At 39.6% G+C, this 18,145-nt stretch carries 13 protein-coding genes and 1 riboswitch; all 13 genes read left to right on the forward strand.

All coding sequences use genetic code 11. The annotated features are described in order from the left end of the window. Nucleotides 1–100 precede the first annotated feature (100 nt). The 13 genes from dnaA to AC6I2O_RS00065 all read left to right on the forward strand — a co-directional run bounded on the left by dnaA (nt 101) and on the right by AC6I2O_RS00065 (nt 17,848). The gene (gene dnaA, locus AC6I2O_RS00005) at nt 101–1,456 is read left to right on the forward strand and encodes a chromosomal replication initiator protein DnaA (RefSeq protein WP_497742478.1); all 1,356 of its coding nucleotides are present in this window, start codon (nt 101–103) and stop codon (nt 1,454–1,456) included. A 413-nt stretch (nt 1,457–1,869) separates the two neighbouring features. Further along, on the forward strand, nt 1,870–2,976 hold the full coding sequence (gene dnaN, locus AC6I2O_RS00010) for a DNA polymerase III subunit beta (RefSeq protein ID WP_497741470.1): 1,107 nt from the start codon (nt 1,870–1,872) through the stop codon (nt 2,974–2,976). Nucleotides 2,977–3,012: 36 nt separating this feature from the next. After that, the gene (locus AC6I2O_RS00015) at nt 3,013–3,222 is read left to right on the forward strand and encodes an RNA-binding S4 domain-containing protein (protein WP_497742479.1); all 210 of its coding nucleotides are present in this window, start codon (nt 3,013–3,015) and stop codon (nt 3,220–3,222) included. 15 nt (nt 3,223–3,237) lie between these two features. After that, nucleotides 3,238–4,323, forward strand: coding sequence for a DNA replication/repair protein RecF (gene recF, locus AC6I2O_RS00020; protein WP_120393649.1), 1,086 nt, complete (start codon nt 3,238–3,240; stop codon nt 4,321–4,323). A 10-nt stretch (nt 4,324–4,333) separates the two neighbouring features. Beyond that, on the forward strand, nt 4,334–6,250 hold the full coding sequence (gene gyrB / locus AC6I2O_RS00025) for a DNA topoisomerase (ATP-hydrolyzing) subunit B (protein ID WP_120393648.1): 1,917 nt from the start codon (nt 4,334–4,336) through the stop codon (nt 6,248–6,250). Between the two features lie 32 nt (nt 6,251–6,282). After that, nucleotides 6,283–8,784, forward strand: a complete 2,502-nt coding sequence (gyrA, locus tag AC6I2O_RS00030; protein WP_120393647.1) for a DNA gyrase subunit A — start codon at nt 6,283–6,285, stop codon at nt 8,782–8,784. Between the two features lie 3 nt (nt 8,785–8,787). After that, a complete protein-coding gene (locus AC6I2O_RS00035; protein ID WP_120393646.1) occupies nt 8,788–10,146 on the forward strand; it encodes a Mur ligase family protein in 1,359 nt (452 codons plus the stop codon). A 52-nt stretch (nt 10,147–10,198) separates the two neighbouring features. Next, on the forward strand, nt 10,199–10,915 hold the full coding sequence (locus AC6I2O_RS00040) for a type 1 glutamine amidotransferase (protein ID WP_497742480.1): 717 nt from the start codon (nt 10,199–10,201) through the stop codon (nt 10,913–10,915). Between the two features lie 209 nt (nt 10,916–11,124). Further along, nucleotides 11,125–11,224, forward strand: a riboswitch (SAM riboswitch). A 144-nt stretch (nt 11,225–11,368) separates the two neighbouring features. Further along, nucleotides 11,369–12,556, forward strand: coding sequence for a methionine adenosyltransferase (gene metK / locus AC6I2O_RS00045; protein WP_120393644.1), 1,188 nt, complete (start codon nt 11,369–11,371; stop codon nt 12,554–12,556). Nucleotides 12,557–12,787: 231 nt separating this feature from the next. Beyond that, on the forward strand, nt 12,788–14,278 hold the full coding sequence (locus tag AC6I2O_RS00050; protein ID WP_120393643.1) for a sensor histidine kinase: 1,491 nt from the start codon (nt 12,788–12,790) through the stop codon (nt 14,276–14,278). Next, on the forward strand, nt 14,271–14,960 hold the full coding sequence (locus tag AC6I2O_RS00055; RefSeq protein WP_120393642.1) for a response regulator transcription factor: 690 nt from the start codon (nt 14,271–14,273) through the stop codon (nt 14,958–14,960). Before AC6I2O_RS00050 ends, AC6I2O_RS00055 begins: the two co-directional genes overlap by 8 nt. A gap of 146 nt (nt 14,961–15,106) precedes the next feature. After that, nucleotides 15,107–16,414, forward strand: coding sequence for a tyrosine-type recombinase/integrase (locus AC6I2O_RS00060; protein WP_120393641.1), 1,308 nt, complete (start codon nt 15,107–15,109; stop codon nt 16,412–16,414). Between the two features lie 147 nt (nt 16,415–16,561). Continuing rightward, nucleotides 16,562–17,848, forward strand: coding sequence for a tyrosine-type recombinase/integrase (locus tag AC6I2O_RS00065; RefSeq protein ID WP_120393640.1), 1,287 nt, complete (start codon nt 16,562–16,564; stop codon nt 17,846–17,848). Nucleotides 17,849–18,145 lie beyond the last annotated feature (297 nt).

The following is an 18,145-nucleotide window of genomic DNA, read 5'->3' on the forward strand; positions in this document are numbered from 1 at the left end:
TTTTTACATTTTTTCTTTTTCAAAAAAGTTACCATTGCTAAATCACCCATTTTGTTTTAATATTATGGTAGGAAAAAATGGTTTTTTTGGAGATTACAACATGGACATACTAAAAGAAAAATGGGATGAGATCCTTCAGCTCGTCAAAACTGAGCATGAACTTTCTGATATCTCTTTCAAAACATGGCTCAAGCCACTGGAAATACACAGTGTTTCCGACCATATGGTAACAATACTTGTTCCATCTGAACAGATGGGCATTGATTATATTACAAAAAAATATATGTTTCCTATTAAAGTGGCAATCGCTGAGTTTACAGGAAAAGAATATGACATTGAGTTTATACTTCCGGAACAGGCAAAAGAACGCAAAAAAAAGTTCACTCCTGTAAATCTTGTAGACAACAGCCCCAGCATAGAAAAGGCTAATCTCAACCCAAGATATACCTTTGATACATTTGTTGTTGGTAATAACAACAAATTTGCACATGCTGCAGCACTTGCTGTTGCGGAGTCGCCGGGAAAAATGTATAATCCTCTTTTTATCCATGGAGGGGCCGGACTTGGAAAAACGCATCTTATGCATTCCATTGCTCATTTTATTTTGAATGAAAATCCTGAAAAGAAAGTACTTTATGTGACCAGTGAGTATTTTACAAATGAGCTGATTGATTCCATTCGTAATGGAAATAATACTTCTATGACCAAGTTCCGTGAAAAATACCGCAACGTGGATGTCCTTCTGATTGACGATATCCAGTTTATTATAGGTAAGGAATCCACGCAGGAAGAGTTTTTCCATACCTTTAACGATCTGCATAACAACAAAAAACAGATTATTATCTCCTCTGATAAACCGCCAAAAGATATTGAAACATTAGAAGCAAGGCTCCGTTCCAGATTTGAATGGGGTCTGATTGCTGATATTTCGTCTCCGGATTTTGAGACTCGTATGGCTATTCTTCATAAAAAAGAAGAAACCGACGGTTATGACATTGATAATGAAGTCATCAAATACATTGCTATGAATATTAAATCCAATATTCGTGAACTGGAAGGAGCTCTGAATAAACTCGTTGCGCTTAGCAACCTGGAAAACAGAGAAATAACGGTACGTCTGGCTGAGGAAGCATTAAAAGACATTATTTCCCCAGATGAAAAGAAAGAGATTACCCCTTCCCTCATTATTTCTGTTGTAGCAGAACATTTTCATATTACAGAAGACGATATTAAAAGTAATAAACGTAACACAGAAGTTGTTTTCCCAAGACAGATCGCTATGTACCTTTGCAGCAACATGACGAGCGTCGGACTCAAAAAAATTGGCTCCGAGATGGGAAATCGTGATCATTCCACTGTTCTTCATGGTTCCAAGAAAATTGCTTCTGAAATAAAAACTTCAGATTCTACAAGAAATATAGTAGAAATTTTGAAAAAAAAGATAAGTCCGGCATAAAGTTATCCACAAAGTTATCCACTTATCCACATGATAACCAGTTTTAATGTGTGTGAAAGAGTTGTGGACGAGTGTTTATAAACAATTTCCGGATCAGATCGTTTTATCCTTTCAAAAATTTGAAATGTGAATAAGCTTTCTGTTATCCATATCGTTTCTTAGGTGACTACACATCGTTGTCCATCTAAAAAATGCCGTAAATATAAAGCCTTATATGGGTTTTACACATATCCACAGCCCTTAATAAGATTACTGCGGATTTTTCTCATATATATATTTAAAGCGCTTCGCGCAATTTACACTTCGCAGAGCCGATTCTTTTTTGTAAGCTTTATATTTTTTGATAAAAAAATGATGGAAAGAACGATTTCCGTTCAGATCATCTGCAACATTACGAAGGGAGTATATCTATTATGAAAATTACTTGCAGCAAAAGTAACCTTCTGAAAGGTGTAAATACTGTAATGAAGGCCGTTCCTTCAAAAACCACGATGCCAATTCTCGAATGTATTCTGGTTGATGCTTCATCAGGCATCATAAAGTTCACAGCCAATGATATGGAACTGGGAATTGAAACCAAGGTGGAAGGTGAAATTCTTGAAAAAGGAATTGTAGCTTTGGAAGCAAAACTTTTTTCTGAGATTATCAGAAAACTGCCTGACAGTGATGTTACGATTGTTGCAGATGAAAAAAACAATACACAGATCACCTGTGAAAAAGCAAAATTTTCTATTATGGGAAAAGATGGAGAAGACTTCTCCTATCTTCCATTTGTTGAGAGAGATTATAAGATAAGCTTATCGCAGTTTACTCTGAAAGAAGTAATCAGACAAACTATTTTCTCAATTGCTGTGAACGACAGTAATAAAATGATGACGGGTGAGCTGTTTGAGATTCAGGAAAATGAAATGAGAGTTGTCTCTCTTGATGGTCATCGGATTTCAATTCGGAAAATAGAGCTTAAATCACATTATGGAGAGAAAAAGGTTATTGTTCCTGGTAAAACACTGATTGAAATTTCAAAAATTTTAATTGGTGGAACAGAAGATATCGTAGATATTTATTTTACGGATAATCATATTGTTTTTGAATTTGATCAGACGGTTGTTGTTTCGAGATTGATTGAAGGAAATTATTTCCGTGTAAATCAAATGCTTTCCAATGACTACGAGACAAAAGTTACAATCAATAAAAGAGAATTTCTTGATTGTATTGACAGGGCTACCCTTCTTGTAAAAGAAGGTGATAAAAGACCTATTATTTTGAATATTTCAGAAGGTGTTATGGAACTTAAAATTTCGTCTCAGATCGGTAGTATGGATGAAATTATTGATATTGAACTGGAAGGAAAGAATATAAAAATTGGTTTTAATCCGAAATTCCTGATTGATGCACTTCGTGTCATTGATGATGAATCTATTGATATCTATTACATGAATCCAAAAGCGCCATGTTTTATAAGGGATGAGGAGCAGAATTATATTTATCTGATTCTGCCAGTTAATTTTGTAGATGCATAATTACATGTTACAAGTATGGAGAATAAAATTATGGAAATGACGGAAATCAAGCTTCGGGATGAATACATTAAGCTGGGTCAGGCGTTAAAAGCTGCCGGTATTGCAGAGAGCGGAGTGGATGCAAAGTATAAGATTCTGGAAGGACAGGTTCTTGTAAACGGAGAAAAAGAATTTCAGAGAGGAAAAAAGCTTTTTGAAGGTGATGAAGTAATCTGTGAAGAAATTATGATTAAAATAACCAGATAAAAAGATGGTGTAAAGATGATTATTGAATCCATAAAGCTTTGTCATTTTCGTAATTATGATGAGCTCGAACTGAATTTTGACAGAGGAACAAATCTTTTTTATGGTGATAATGCGCAGGGGAAAACAAATATTCTGGAATCGGTTTATCTCTGTGGTACAACCAGGTCTCATAAAGGAAGTAAAGACAGAGAATTAATACATTTTGGAGAAGACGAATCCCATATCTGCATGAAAATTAAAAAAAATGAGATTCCATATCGGATTGATATGCATCTCAAAAAGAATAAAACAAAAGGGATTGCAATTAATGGTATGCCGGTTCGAAAGGCAAGTGAGCTGATCGGACTTGGCAATTTTGTATTTTTTTCTCCTGAAGATTTGAATATTATTAAAAATGGCCCTGCTGAGAGACGAAGATTTCTTGATATGGAGATGTGTCAGCTCGATAAAATATATCTTTATCATCTGTCAAACTATAATAAAATTCTGAATCAGCGAAATCGATTGCTGAAGGATTATACCTTTTATGAGGAATCGAATACCATGCTTGATGTACTGGATGAACAGCTCGTCAGATACGGACAGGTAATCATTCAAATGAGAAGTACATTTGTTGAAGTATTATGCGAAATTATTCAGGATATACATAGAAATCTTTCTGGAAAAAAAGAGATTTTAGTTGTTGAATATGAAAAAGATACAGATTATGAAAAATTAAAAGAAAAATTAAGGGGTAACAGGGAAAGAGACATCAGGACAAAGGTGACAAATGAAGGGCCACACAGAGACGATCTGTGTTTTCTGATTAATGGAATTGATATTCGGAAATATGGATCTCAGGGACAGCAAAGAACAGCAGCTCTGTCTTTGAAGCTTGCAGAAATAGAGATTGTTAAAAGAAAAATAAAGGATACGCCTGTTTTGTTGCTGGATGATGTTCTTTCTGAGCTTGACAGCAGCCGACAACGATATCTTCTTGAGAATATTCATGATATCCAAACATTGATTACGTGTACAGGCGTGGACGATTTTGTCAGTTATAATTTTCAAATAAATAGACTGTTTCAGGTTTCATGTGGAACAGTTGAGGAAAAAGGTTAGGAGGGTTTCGATGAGTGCAGAATACGGTGCAGATCAAATCCAGATTCTGGAAGGTCTGGAGGCAGTAAGAAAAAGACCCGGTATGTATATTGGAAGTACCTCGGCGAGAGGTCTTCATCATCTTGTTTATGAAATTGTGGACAATGCAATTGATGAGGCGCTAGCCGGTTTTTGTGATTATATTACAGTAACAATAAACAAAGATAATTCTGTAACAGTGACGGACAATGGACGTGGTATTCCAGTTGGAATTAACCATAAAGCAGGACTTCCGGCAGTGGAAGTCGTATTTACAGTACTCCATGCAGGTGGAAAATTCGGAGGCGGAGGATATAAGGTATCCGGCGGTCTTCACGGGGTAGGAGCTTCTGTTGTAAATGCTCTTTCTGTATGGCTTGAGGTAACAATCTGCAAAGATGGAAACATTTACAGACAGCGGTATGAGAGAGGTAAGGTTGTTGAAAAGCTGAAAATTATCGGTACGTGTGAACCGGAAAAGACAGGAACTACCGTTACATTTTTCCCGGATGGAGAGATTTTTGAGGAGACAATTTTTGATTTTAATACGCTGAAACAGCGTTTGCGGGAAATGGCGTTTCTGACAAAAGGGATCAAGATAGTTCTCCGCGATGACCGGGAGGAGGAACCGGAAGAGCGTACGTTTCACTATGAAGGCGGAATCAAAGAGTTTGTAACGTATCTGAATAAAGGAAAAACGCCCCTTTATGAGGATATCATTTTTGCAGAGGGTGAAAAAGACGGAGTTTACGTAGAAGTAGCGATGCAGCATAACGATGCGTACACGGAAGGAAGCTACAGCTTTGTCAATAATATTACGACACCGGAAGGCGGTACGCATCTGACCGGTTTTAAAAATGCACTCACAAAGACATTCAATGATTATGCAAAGACAAACAAGCTGATTAAAGAAAATGATCAGAATCTTTCCGGTGATGATATTCGTGAGGGTCTGACTGCAATTATCAGCGTTAAAATTGAAAATCCACAGTTTGAAGGACAGACAAAACAGAAGCTTGGCAACAGTGAGGCAAGAGGAGCTGTAGAAAATATTGTGTCCGATCAGCTTATGATTTATCTGGAACAGCATCCTCAGGTAGCAAAAATTATTGTGGAAAAATCGCTGATGTCACAGAGAGCGAGGGAGGCAGCAAGAAAAGCGAGAGATTTGACGAGAAGAAAATCTGCGCTTGACGGACTTTCTCTTCCCGGAAAGCTTGCAGACTGTTCGGATAAGAATCCGGAAAACTGTGAAATTTATATTGTTGAGGGAGACTCGGCAGGCGGTTCTGCCAAAACAGCCAGAAGCCGAGCAACACAGGCAATTCTGCCTCTTCGTGGTAAAATTCTGAATGTGGAAAAGGCGCGTCTTGACCGCATTTATGGAAATGCAGAGATTAAGGCAATGATTACAGCGTTTGGTACCGGTATTCATGAAGATTTTGATATCTCAAAACTTCGGTATCACAAAATTATTATCATGACAGATGCCGATGTAGATGGTTCTCATATTGCGACGCTTCTGCTGACATTCATATACCGCTTTATGCCGGAGCTGATCAAACAGGGATATGTGTATCTGGCTACGCCTCCGCTTTTTAAGCTGGAGAAAAATAAAAAAGTATGGTATGCATACAGTGATGAACAGCTGGCGGCGATCCTCGATGAAGTAGGCCGTGATCAGAATAACAAAATTCAGCGTTATAAAGGTCTTGGAGAGATGGATGCAGATCAGCTCTGGGAGACTACTATGGACCCAGAGAAACGTATTTTGAAAAGAGTTGTGATGGATGAAAATCAGTCTTCGGAGATTGATGTGACCTTCACAACACTGATGGGAGACCAGGTGGAGCCCAGACGTGAGTTTATTGAAGAAAATGCAAAGAAAGTGAGAAATCTGGACATCTGATTCTGGATTAGCATCACAGGAGGAGCGAAACTTTGGAAGATAATATTTTTGATAAAATAAAAGAAGTAGACCTCAAGAAAACAATGGAAGAAAGTTATATTGATTATGCCATGAGCGTAATCGCTTCCCGTGCTCTCCCGGATGTGCGCGATGGTCTGAAGCCGGTACAGAGAAGGGTTCTTTATTCCATGATTGAGCTGAATAACAGTCCTGACAAGCCTCACAGAAAATGTGCGCGTATTGTCGGTGATACGATGGGTAAGTATCACCCGCATGGTGACAGTTCGATTTACGGAGCGCTTGTCAATATGGCGCAGGAATGGTCCACAAGATATCCTCTTGTTGACGGACACGGGAACTTCGGTTCCGTGGATGGCGACGGGGCGGCGGCTATGCGTTATACGGAGGCGCGCCTCAGCAAAATTTCCATGGAAATGCTGGCTGATATAAATAAAGATACCGTGGATTTTGCCCCAAACTTTGATGAAACTGAGAAAGAGCCTGTGATTCTTCCTTCCAGATTTCCAAATCTTCTGGTGAACGGAACAACGGGTATTGCAGTCGGAATGGCAACTAACATTCCGCCTCATAATCTTGGAGAGGTAATTTCTGCTGTTGTAAAGATGATTGATAACCGGATTGAGGAAAAGAGAGATACCTCAATTGAAGAAATTATGGATATCATCAAAGGGCCAGACTTCCCAACCGGAGCACAGATTCTTGGAACAAGAGGAATTGAGGAGGCCTATCGTACGGGACGAGGTAAAATTCGTGTTCGAGCAATAACCAATATTGAGACAGCCCCGAATGGAAAAAGTCATATTATTGTGACGGAATTGCCGTATCTTGTAAACAAGGCGCGTCTGATTGAAAAAATGGCAGACCTTGTAAGGGATAAAAGAATTGACGGTATCACGGCAATTACAGATGAGTCAAGCCGTGAAGGAATGCGAATCAACATTGAGCTGAGAAAAGACGCGAACGCAAATGTCATTCTCAATCAGCTTTATAAGCATACACAGCTTCAGGATACGTTTGGTGTCAATATGCTAGCGCTTGTAAAAAATCAGCCAAAGGTGCTGAACATTCATCAGATGCTGAGTTATTATATCAAACATCAGGAGGATGTCGTAACAAGAAGGACAAAATATGAGCTGAACAAAGCAGAAGAACGCGCTCATATTTTGCAGGGCTTGCTGATTGCGCTTGATAACATTGATGAAGTAATTTCTATTATCCGCAGTTCTCAGAATACACAGGCTGCAAAAGCACGGCTGATGGAACGTTTCAGTCTCTCGGACGCACAGTCACAGGCGATTGTAGATATGCGTCTGCGCGCGCTCACCGGTCTGGAACGGGAAAAACTGGAAAATGAATTCAAAGAACTCATGGAAAAAATCAAAGATTTGAAGGCAATTCTTGCAGATGAAAATCTTTTGCTTGGCGTGATTAAAAAAGAGATCACGATCGTAAAAGAAAAATTTGGAGATGAGAGAAGAACTTCAATCGGATTTGATGCATTTGATATTTCCATGGAAGATCTGATACCGGATGAAAATGTTGTGATTACCATGACAAAGCTTGGATATATTAAGCGTATGACTCCGGATAATTTTAAGTCCCAGGGCCGAGGCGGCAAGGGAATTAAAGGAATGCAGACAATCGAAGACGATTACATAGAAGAACTTCTTATGACGACAACGCATCACTATCTGATGTTTTTCACAAATAAAGGAAGAGTGTATCGTCTGAAAGCGTATGAAATTCCAGAAGCAGGAAGAACGGCGAGAGGAACAGCGATTATTAATCTTCTTCAGCTCATGCCAGAAGAAAAGATAACGGCGCTGATCCCGATCAAAGAGTATAAAGACGGTCGTTTTATGTTTATGGCAACAAAAAATGGAATTGTCAAAAAAACGCCGATTACGGATTTTGTGAATGTGAGAAAAACTGGACTTGCTGCCATCAGTCTCCGTGAAGAAGATGAATTGATCGAGGTCAAATTTACAAATAATAAGAAAGACATCTTCCTTGTAACGAAATACGGACAGTGTATTCGCTTCCACGAAACGGATGTAAGAAGAACAGGCCGTGTCTCCATGGGTGTCATCGGAATGAACCTTTCAGACGGAGACGAGGTGGTCGGCATGCAGCTCGATACGCAGGGCGATTATCTTCTGATCGTATCAGAAAACGGTATGGGTAAACTCACCTCCATGGAAGAATTTACTCCTCAGAACAGAGGAGGAAAAGGTGTAAAATGTTACAAAATTATGGAAAAAACAGGAAATGTCGTTGGCGTTAAAGCAGTAAACAATGAAAATGAAATTATGATGATCAACACAGAAGGTATTATTATACAGATGTCATGTGAAGATATCTCTGTGCTTGGACGTATTACAAGCGGCGTTAAGCTGATGAATTTAAGTGGAGATGCCAGAGTAGCAAGTATTGCCAGAGTCAGAGAATCCCTGGCAAAAACAGAAGAGGATACCTTAAAATCACTGGAAGAGGAACTGAAGAAAGAAGAATAGAAAATGAGAGTACGAAGGTTAATTGCCATTTGGATGGCAAAAATCGTGAGTACTGCATGCAGAATTTCCGGCAGACAGGGTGTTACGTTTGCCGGAAAAGTTGCACTTAAGGCTGATCCGCAGATTTTAAAAGATCTGGCAGGTCAGGTGCGGGAAAAGATTTTTGTCGTATGTGGAACAAACGGAAAGACAACTACAAATAATCTGCTGTGTTCCGCCGTAGAATCGGAGGGCAAAAAGCTGGTATGTAATCACACAGGGTCCAATATGTTGGCCGGTGTGGCTGCCGCCTTTGTGCTTGCGGCAAAAAATAACGGAAAGCTGGATGCAGATTATGCATGTATCGAGATTGACGAAGCTTCAACGCTTCGGATTTTCCCGCATTTCAAACCGGATTATATGGTTCTGACCAATCTTTTCCGCGATCAGCTCGACCGATATGGAGAAATTGATATAACGATGGATATGCTAAAAAGAGCCATGCAGATGGCTCCGGATATGACAGTAATTGTAAATGGAGATGATGCGCTGTCCGCCTATCTTGCCATGGAAAGCGGAAATCCGTATAAGACATACGGTATAACGGAAAAGGTATTTGATTCCCAAAGTGAACATGAGATCCGGGAGGGACGTTTCTGCAAGAAATGCGGAGCAAGGCTGGAATATGATTTTTATCATTATAGCCAGATCGGAAAATACGATTGTCCAAATTGCGATTTTACAAGACCTGTGATTGATTATGAAGCATCCGGAATCAGTATGGAAAATGGTCTTTGTTTTGAGGTAGAAGGACGTCGCGTCGCAGCTGATTATAAGGGATTTTATAATATTTATAACATTCTTGCAGCATACAGTGCGGCAAGAACGGCAGGAATGAGTCTTGCTCATTTTGATCAAGTACTTGCAGAATTTAATCCTCAAAACGGCAGAATGGAAGAATTTGAGATTGAAGGAACGCATGTTATTTTGAATCTGGCCAAAAATCCGGCTGGATTTAACCAGAATATCTCCGCAGTCATGGAGGATGAAAAAGAAAAGGATATTGTCATCGTGATCAATGACAATGCGCAGGATGGAACCGATATTTCCTGGCTCTGGGATGTTGATTTTGACCGGTTTGCAGAGGATCATATTCATTCCATAACAGTTAGTGGAATTCGTTGTCAGGACATGCTGCTTCGAATGAAATATGTGGATATCTACTCAGAATTGATTGGTGATGTCAAAACTGCAATTGAAGCAAGAATTAAAGACGGATGTAAAAATTTATACGTTCTGGTAAATTATACAGCGCTGTTTTCTACCAGAAATATTTTAGTGGAAATGGCAGGGAAAAAGACGAATCGGTCAAATAAAAACTGAAGATTCAGTAAACAGATGACAGCGAAGCGTCACTGAGAATGAGGATTAGATGATGAAAATAAGAATAGGACACTTATATCCGGATTTATTGAATTTATATGGTGATCGGGGAAATATTCAATGCTTAAAAAAGCGAATGCAGTGGCGTGGGATTGATGCAGAAGTGCAGGAATTTCAGATCACGGATACAATTAGCTTCTTGGATCTGGATATCGTCTTGCTTGGCGGTGGTTCAGACCGGGAACAGATGCTCGTATGTGAAAAGTTAAAAACAATTCGTCAGGATTTTAAGGAGTATGTGGAGGATAACGGCGTCGTTATCGCAGTCTGCGGTGGATATCAGCTGCTCGGCCACTATTATGATACAGATGATGGAAGAATCGAAGGTCTTTCCCTGGTCGATTTATACACAGAACAGGGAACCCCCCGGCTTATATCAAATATTGTAATACAAAATGATCTGTTCCCTTATCCGATTGTCGGTTTTGAAAACCACGGAGGACGAACCTTTATCGGAGATAACAAACCGCTGGGAAAGGTTCTGTTCGGATACGGAAATAATGAAACGGAAAAAGCAGAAGGAGTTCTCTACAAAAACGTAATCGGAACCTATCTGCATGGCCCACTGTTACCCAAAAACCCTCACATCTGCGATTACCTGATCAAAAATGCGCTGGAACGCAAATACGGAACATCCGATCTCTCCCCACTCGACGACGAGCAGGAACTCCAGGCAAACCGATACATCGTGGAACGTTTTGTAAAATAATAATATGAACAGTATCTATTAATTTATTTTATCAAAATCAGACCAGAGAGAACCCATGCAAAATAAGGGGTGACTTGTTTGTTGGAACCCCGTTTTTTATGGGTTCTCTCTGGTTGTCCTCTATAAATAAACAAATCCCCAAAAAACAAAGCTTGACAAAAACCGCAAATGGCTGTAACTTATACTTCGAACAGTTGAATAATGCTTTTCTCTTATTCAGAGTGGTGGAGATACAAAGGATCTGTGAAGCCACGGCAACCCCTGAAAAGGAAGGTGCCAACCTGAGCGAGTAAAATCGAACAATAAGGGGATTTGATGATATATAATTGAGTCCGCCTTTCAGGTGGATTTTTTGTATGTATAAAAGTTTTTTAGAATGAAAAATGAGTCATACATCGTTTTACTTATCCCGGAAATAACAGAAAAGCAGCCAGAAAAAGAAAGGAAAAAACAATGGATAAATTATTATTTACCTCAGAATCCGTGACAGAAGGACATCCGGATAAAATGTGCGACCAGATTTCTGATGCAATTCTGGATGCATTGCTGGCACAGGATCCCATGAGCCGTGTTGCCTGTGAGACGGCGACGACAACAGGACTGGTGCTTGTGATGGGTGAGATTACCACAAAGGCTTATGTTGATATCCAGAAAATTGTGAGAGATACCGTAAGGGAGATCGGATATACCAGAGGAAAATATGGGTTTGATGCAGAGACCTGTGGAGTGATTACTGCGATTGATGAACAGTCTACAGATATTGCTATGGGTGTGGATAAAGCGCTGGAAGCGAAAGAAAGTGCTATGAGCGACGAGGAGATTGAAGCGATCGGAGCCGGAGATCAGGGAATGATGTTTGGTTATGCGACGAATGAGACGGAAGAATACATGCCATACCCGATATCGCTTGCGCATAAGCTGGCATTGCAGCTCACAAAGGTGAGAAAGGATGGAACACTTTCCTATCTGCGTCCGGATGGAAAAACACAGGTGACTGTTGAGTATGATAAAAACGGAAAGCCCGCACGTCTTGATGCAGTTGTACTTTCCACACAGCATGACCCGGATGTCACACAGGAACAGATACATGAGGATATTAAAAAGCATGTGTTTGACGTGATCCTTCCAAAAGATATGATTGATGGGGAAACAAAGTTTTTTGTAAATCCGACTGGACGTTTTGTCATCGGAGGCCCGCACGGAGACAGCGGTTTGACTGGGCGGAAGATTATTGTGGATACGTATGGAGGATATGCTCGTCATGGCGGCGGCGCTTTTTCCGGAAAAGATTGTACTAAGGTAGACCGAAGCGCAGCATACGCGGCGCGTTATGTGGCTAAAAATATAGTTGCAGCGGGACTTGCTGATAAATGTGAAATCCAGTTGTCTTATGCAATTGGAGTTGCCAGACCGACTTCCATAATGGTCGACACGGATGGAACCGGAAAGCTTTCGGATGAAAAGCTTACAGAAATTGTAAGAGAGAATTTTGATCTGAGACCGGCCGGTATCATTAAAATGTTGGATTTGCGCAGACCGATTTACAAGAAGACAGCAGCTTATGGACATTTCGGAAGAACAGATCTGGATCTCCCATGGGAAAAGCTGGATAAGGTAGAAATATTAAAGAAGTATCTTTAAAAAAATGAGAATCTGAATAGAAAAAAGATCAGGGTTGTTTTAAATCATTGTTAAAAGCTTGTATTTAGACAACAGCCCTGATTTTTTTCTATGTTTTTAGAGAAAGTTTAGAATCCTTCAATATTGTTTAGGTGAAATAACAAAAGGATTGTGTTATACTTAAAAAATATGAGGAAATGAAAACGTTTCATATCCGTATTTCTGGAAAATAAGTTTAAAACAGGTGATTTTATGCGATTAAAGACAAGGCTTATTACTGCTTTTCTGATTATTATTCTTGTGCCTACTCTTTTATTTGGAGTGACGATTTTCGGGTTTACAAAATATCAGATGGATCTGATCGAGAGAAATTACGGTGTTTCTGTTTCATACGAAAATCTTTCGGATTCTATGCAGATGATCGGAAGATCCACGCAGGAAATATTTGAGGGGATGAAAGAGCAGGCAAGACAGAATCCAGAGAGATTTCTTGAGGAACGTTTTTTGAAACAGGTTAACAGCGTTCTTCAGGATAAGCTTTCATTTCTACTTGTGAGAAAAGATGGAGAGATTTTTTACAATGGAAGTACGGAAAAATTAGATCTTCTTCTGAAAGAGCTGCCTGCTTTTCGTAGCTTTACGAGTGCGGCAGACGGTGGTTCTTATATTGGAAAGGCAGTTCAGGCATTTATCAAACAGCTTGATGTGAGTATGGAGGATGGTTCTGAGGTCAGTTTGTTTATTGTTTCCTCATCCAGCAAGATTGCGTCACAGACAAAGAAACTGATGCGTGATCTGATTATTTCTGTCGTAATTATTTTAATTGTCACTGTTTTAATTATGATTATGTGGATTTATACGGGAATCCACACTCCTTTGAAGAAGCTGAGCGAGGGTATGAACCGGATTAAGGGAGAGGACTTTGATTTTGAGATAGAGGTAAAAGGCAACGATGAGATCAGTGAGCTTTGCCGTGATTTTAATGAAATGAGGCAGAGATTAAAGGATGTGGATGAGCAGAAGCGTGCTTTTGATCAGCAAAGCAAAGAGCTGATTAGCAATATTTCACACGATCTGAAAACGCCAATTACAGCAGTGAAGGGTTATGTGGAAGGAATTATGGATGGAGTGGCGGACACACCAGAAAAGATGGACCGCTATATCCGAACTATTTATATTAAAGCAAATGACATGGACCGGCTGATCAATGAGCTGACTTTTTATTCCAAGATTGATACAAATCGTATTCCCTATAATTTCAATAAAATTGACGTGTCAGAGTATTTTGACGACTGTGCCGAAGAAGTGGGGCTTGAACTCAGGGAAAAGAATATTACTTTTTCTTACATCAACACAGTGGAACCAGGAGAGCTCATTATCGCAGACGCGGAGCAGCTTAAGCGTGTCGTAAATAATATTATCGGAAATTCTGTGAAATATATGGAGAAAGAGAAAAAGAACGTACAGCTGCGTGTGATGGATATGGGGGATTTTATCCATGTGGAACTGGAGGATAACGGAAAGGGAATTCCGAACAAAGAATTACCATCTATTTTTGATCGTTTTTATCGTACGGATTTGTCAAGAAATTCTGCGCAAGGAGGAAACGGCATCGGCCTTTCGATTGTGAAAAAAATTATAGAAGATCACGGTGGAAGAATCTGGGCAACCAGCAAAGTATCAGAGGGAACGGTTATGCATTTTGAAATAAGAAAATATCAGGAGGTACCTGTTCATGAGTAGAATACTGATTGTGGAAGATGAAATAGCGATTGCAGATCTAGAGAAGGATTATCTGGAGCTTTCCGGTTTTGAGGTGGAGACGGAAAATTCTGGTGATACGGGCCTGAAACGGTCTTTGGAGGAGGAATTTGATCTGATTATTCTGGATTTGATGTTGCCTGAAGTCGATGGTTTTGAAATCTGTCGCCAAATAAGGGAAAAGAAAAATGTTCCCATTGTGATGGTTTCAGCAAAAAAGGACGATATTGATAAAATACGCGGTCTTGGTCTTGGCGCAGACGATTATATGACAAAACCATTTAGCCCAAGCGAGCTGGTGGCCCGGGTGAAAGCACACCTTGCACGTTATGAAAGGCTTGTAAACAGTAATCTGCCGGAAAATGATATGGTGGAAATTCGTGGAATAAAGATTGACAAAACAGCCCGCCGCGTATGGATTGAGGGAGAAGAGAGAAACTTTACAACAAAAGAGTTTGATCTTCTCACATTTCTTGCACAGAATCCGAATCATGTGTTTACAAAAGAGGAACTTTTTAAAGAAATATGGGATATGGAGTCAGTCGGGGACATCGCTACCGTTACTGTGCATATCAAAAAAATCCGGGAAAAGATAGAGAAGCATTCTTCAAAGCCACAGTATATTGAGACGATCTGGGGAGTAGGATATCGGTTTAAAGTGTAATTCGTAAATAAAAAAGCCAATTTTCCTTGTATTTAAGCCATTCTTTAACCTTTAAGGAGTGGCTTTTTTCTTTAAAAACTACCAAAAAAACTACCAAAATCGAAAAATATGTCGCGAATGCGTCAGGATGGAGGAAAAGTAGCTTTATGAAGAAAGAATTGTACAAGGAGACCGGATACCCGGGAATTAAGCAGAGAATCAGCGATAACATGTACATCGTGACGATTGATCTGGGACGTCAGCTTCGTTTGAATAAGAAAACAGGGCTGATGGAAATGAAGCAGGCAAAAACTACCAAACACGTAACCACATTAAAAGAGGCGAAAGCACTTCTGGGAAAAAATAACAAGGAGAAAAAGGAAAGAAAGGTGACAGAAGTGGCTGAAAAAGTGATCTTCATTCGTGCCCTTGCAGAATATACTGCACATTACAAGGAGAACTGGTCGGATTCCTATATGATGCAAAAACAGTCACAGGCAAAAAGGATGCAGACCTATTTCGGAAATCGTGATGTAAAAAGCATTGATACATTGGATATCGAGGAATTCTTCAAGTGGTGCAGAAGCCCACAACCGGGATTTTCGCAGCCACTTAGTAATAACAGCATTCAGAAAATCAGAACACATCTGTATGATCTCTGGAAATATATGAAGAAGAATCAGAAAAAGTATGGAATCCGAGAGAATGTTGTTCTGGATGCTGAGGTCGGAGATATCAAAAAGTTTGAAGCAACAATACTGAATGCGGAGCAGGTCAATTATATGATTCAGTATGCAATCAACAATGAGAAAGATTACTCTATATTGGCATTGATAGGTCTCCCGCTTCTCAGTGGACTGCGCCGGGGAGAATTATGTGGTGTGAAATGGAAGAACATTGATTTTGAAAAAAGACTGATTGATGTGGAATATCAGAGATGTCAGATTTCTACAGGCAGTCTGGAGAAAGTACCGAAGGGCGGGAAAGACGATGGTAATTCCAGAGAAGAGCGTAAACAGAGATATGCGGCACTTCCGGATTCTCTGGCAATTCTTCTTGGCTACATCAAGGATCAGCAGGCGATCTATCTCAGACGCGAGGTTATTCCCGAGGACTACATTTACATGACAAAAGTAAATTTGGTGAATGGATATCTGCCACATCCGGGAAAGCTTAGCAGAAAGTTTTCGGAGTTTCAGAATAGAATGAATAAGGTTCGTGAAAAAGCAGGATTGGAAGCAATCCCACAGGTGAGACTGCATGATCTGAGGCATACTTTTATCAGTTTGTGTTTAAATGGTGGAGTTAATCAGTTTCAGGTTTCCGCAAACTGCGGACATACCTTTTCCGGAAAAGGGAATTCCATTACAGTATCAGTGTACTGGCATGATGACAACAACAGAGAAGATATAATCGCTTTCATTGATAAGATGATTACAGCGAAGCTGGAAATTCTGGATATGAGTGAATACTAATTATTATTTGAAATCCCAGATGCTAAGGTGTCTGGGATTTTTTAAATTTCTAAAAAACTTTTGAGATGTTCCTTTATTTTTACCATTTTCTTTGTCTTTAAAAGGTGAAGGAACTAATATCAATTCACCAAAAGGAGCAATCAGAAAATGAAAAAAGATACGTACGTCGATACTGGAACACCAGGAATTAAACAGAACGTAATCACTAAAAAGTATGTGGTAAGTCTTGATTTTGGACGCCAGCTACGTATGAACAAGAAAACAGGAAGAATGGAAATGAAGCAGATCAAGACAACCAGAACTGTCAGTACCATGAAGGAAGCAAAAGCAATTCAGGGAAAAAATAATGCGTTAAAGAAAACTAGGAGAACAACCGGTATTACGAGAAGGATTGCATTTGACCAAGTGCTGGATGAATATACGGAATACTATAAAAGTACATGGTCTGATTCCTACATGATGCAGAAACAATCGCAGGCGAAGAGGATGAAAGCATATTTCAGTGATCGAGATGTTCGCAACATTGATACACTTGACATCGAAAAATTCTTTGCATGGTGTAAAGAAAGTCAGCTGGGGTTTGAACATCCTTTAAGCAATAACAGCGTTCAGAAAATCAGAACACATTTGAAAGATTTCTGGAGATATATGAAAAAGAATCAGAACAGGTATGGTATTACGGAGAATGTTGTTCTCGATGCAGATTACGGAGAAGTGCAGGTATTCAAGGGCAATATTCTGAATGCTGAACAGGTCAATTATATGCTTCAGTTTGCGATAAATTATGAGGCAGATTATTCTGTGTGGAGCATGATTGGATTCACAGTCCTGACTGGTATGAGACGAGGTGAACTTTGCGGAATCAAGTGGAGAAATATTGATTTTGAAAACAGACTGATTGATGTGGAATATCAGAGATGCCAGATTTCTACCGGTAGTATTGAGAAAGTACCGAAAAGAGGAAATGATGCGGGACATACCAGAGAAGAACGAAAGCAGAGATATGCAGCATTGCCAGATATCCTGGTTCAGATGTTGGATCATATCAAAGCACAGCAGGAAGAATATCTGCAGCGTTCCGTGAAACCGGATGACTATATTTATATGACAAAAGAGAATCTGGTTAGAGGATATCTTCCTCATCCGGGAAAAGTCAGCCGGAGATTTTCGGAATTTCTAAACCGTGTGAATAAAGCCAGAGGAAAAGATGGACTGGAACCATTGCCATATGTCCGACTCCATGATATGCGTCATACATTCATAAGTCTTTGCCTGAATGGAGGAGTAAACAGGTTTCAGGTATCTGCAAATTGTGGACACACATATTCAGGAGAGGATAATAATACAACTGTTTCTACATACTGGCATGATGATGGTAACAGGTCGGAAATCATTGGTTTAATAAATCAGATTATTCAAGTGAATATAGAATAGCAAGTATAAGAGCAGCCCCTGTAAAATCTCTCAAGCGAATTACAGGGGATTTTTTGTGTGAGATGTGACGCTTTTGGCATCTGGAGACCTTGTAGAATAAGGCTTTGTGGGCACGAAAATGAAGAAGATGATATATTTGTCCAGAAAGTTGGAAATGAGGGGTGAAAGCGTCACATTTTTGGAGAAACCGTATGAAAAAGAGTAACGCTTTTTATCTTTAGAATACGTGTAAAATAAAGCTTTACGTGGATATTTAGTAGATGTGGATAAATGTTCCAGTAGTTCAAAAATTAGGGG

The sequence above is a fragment of the Blautia sp. St.27G3 genome (assembly GCF_059728505.1).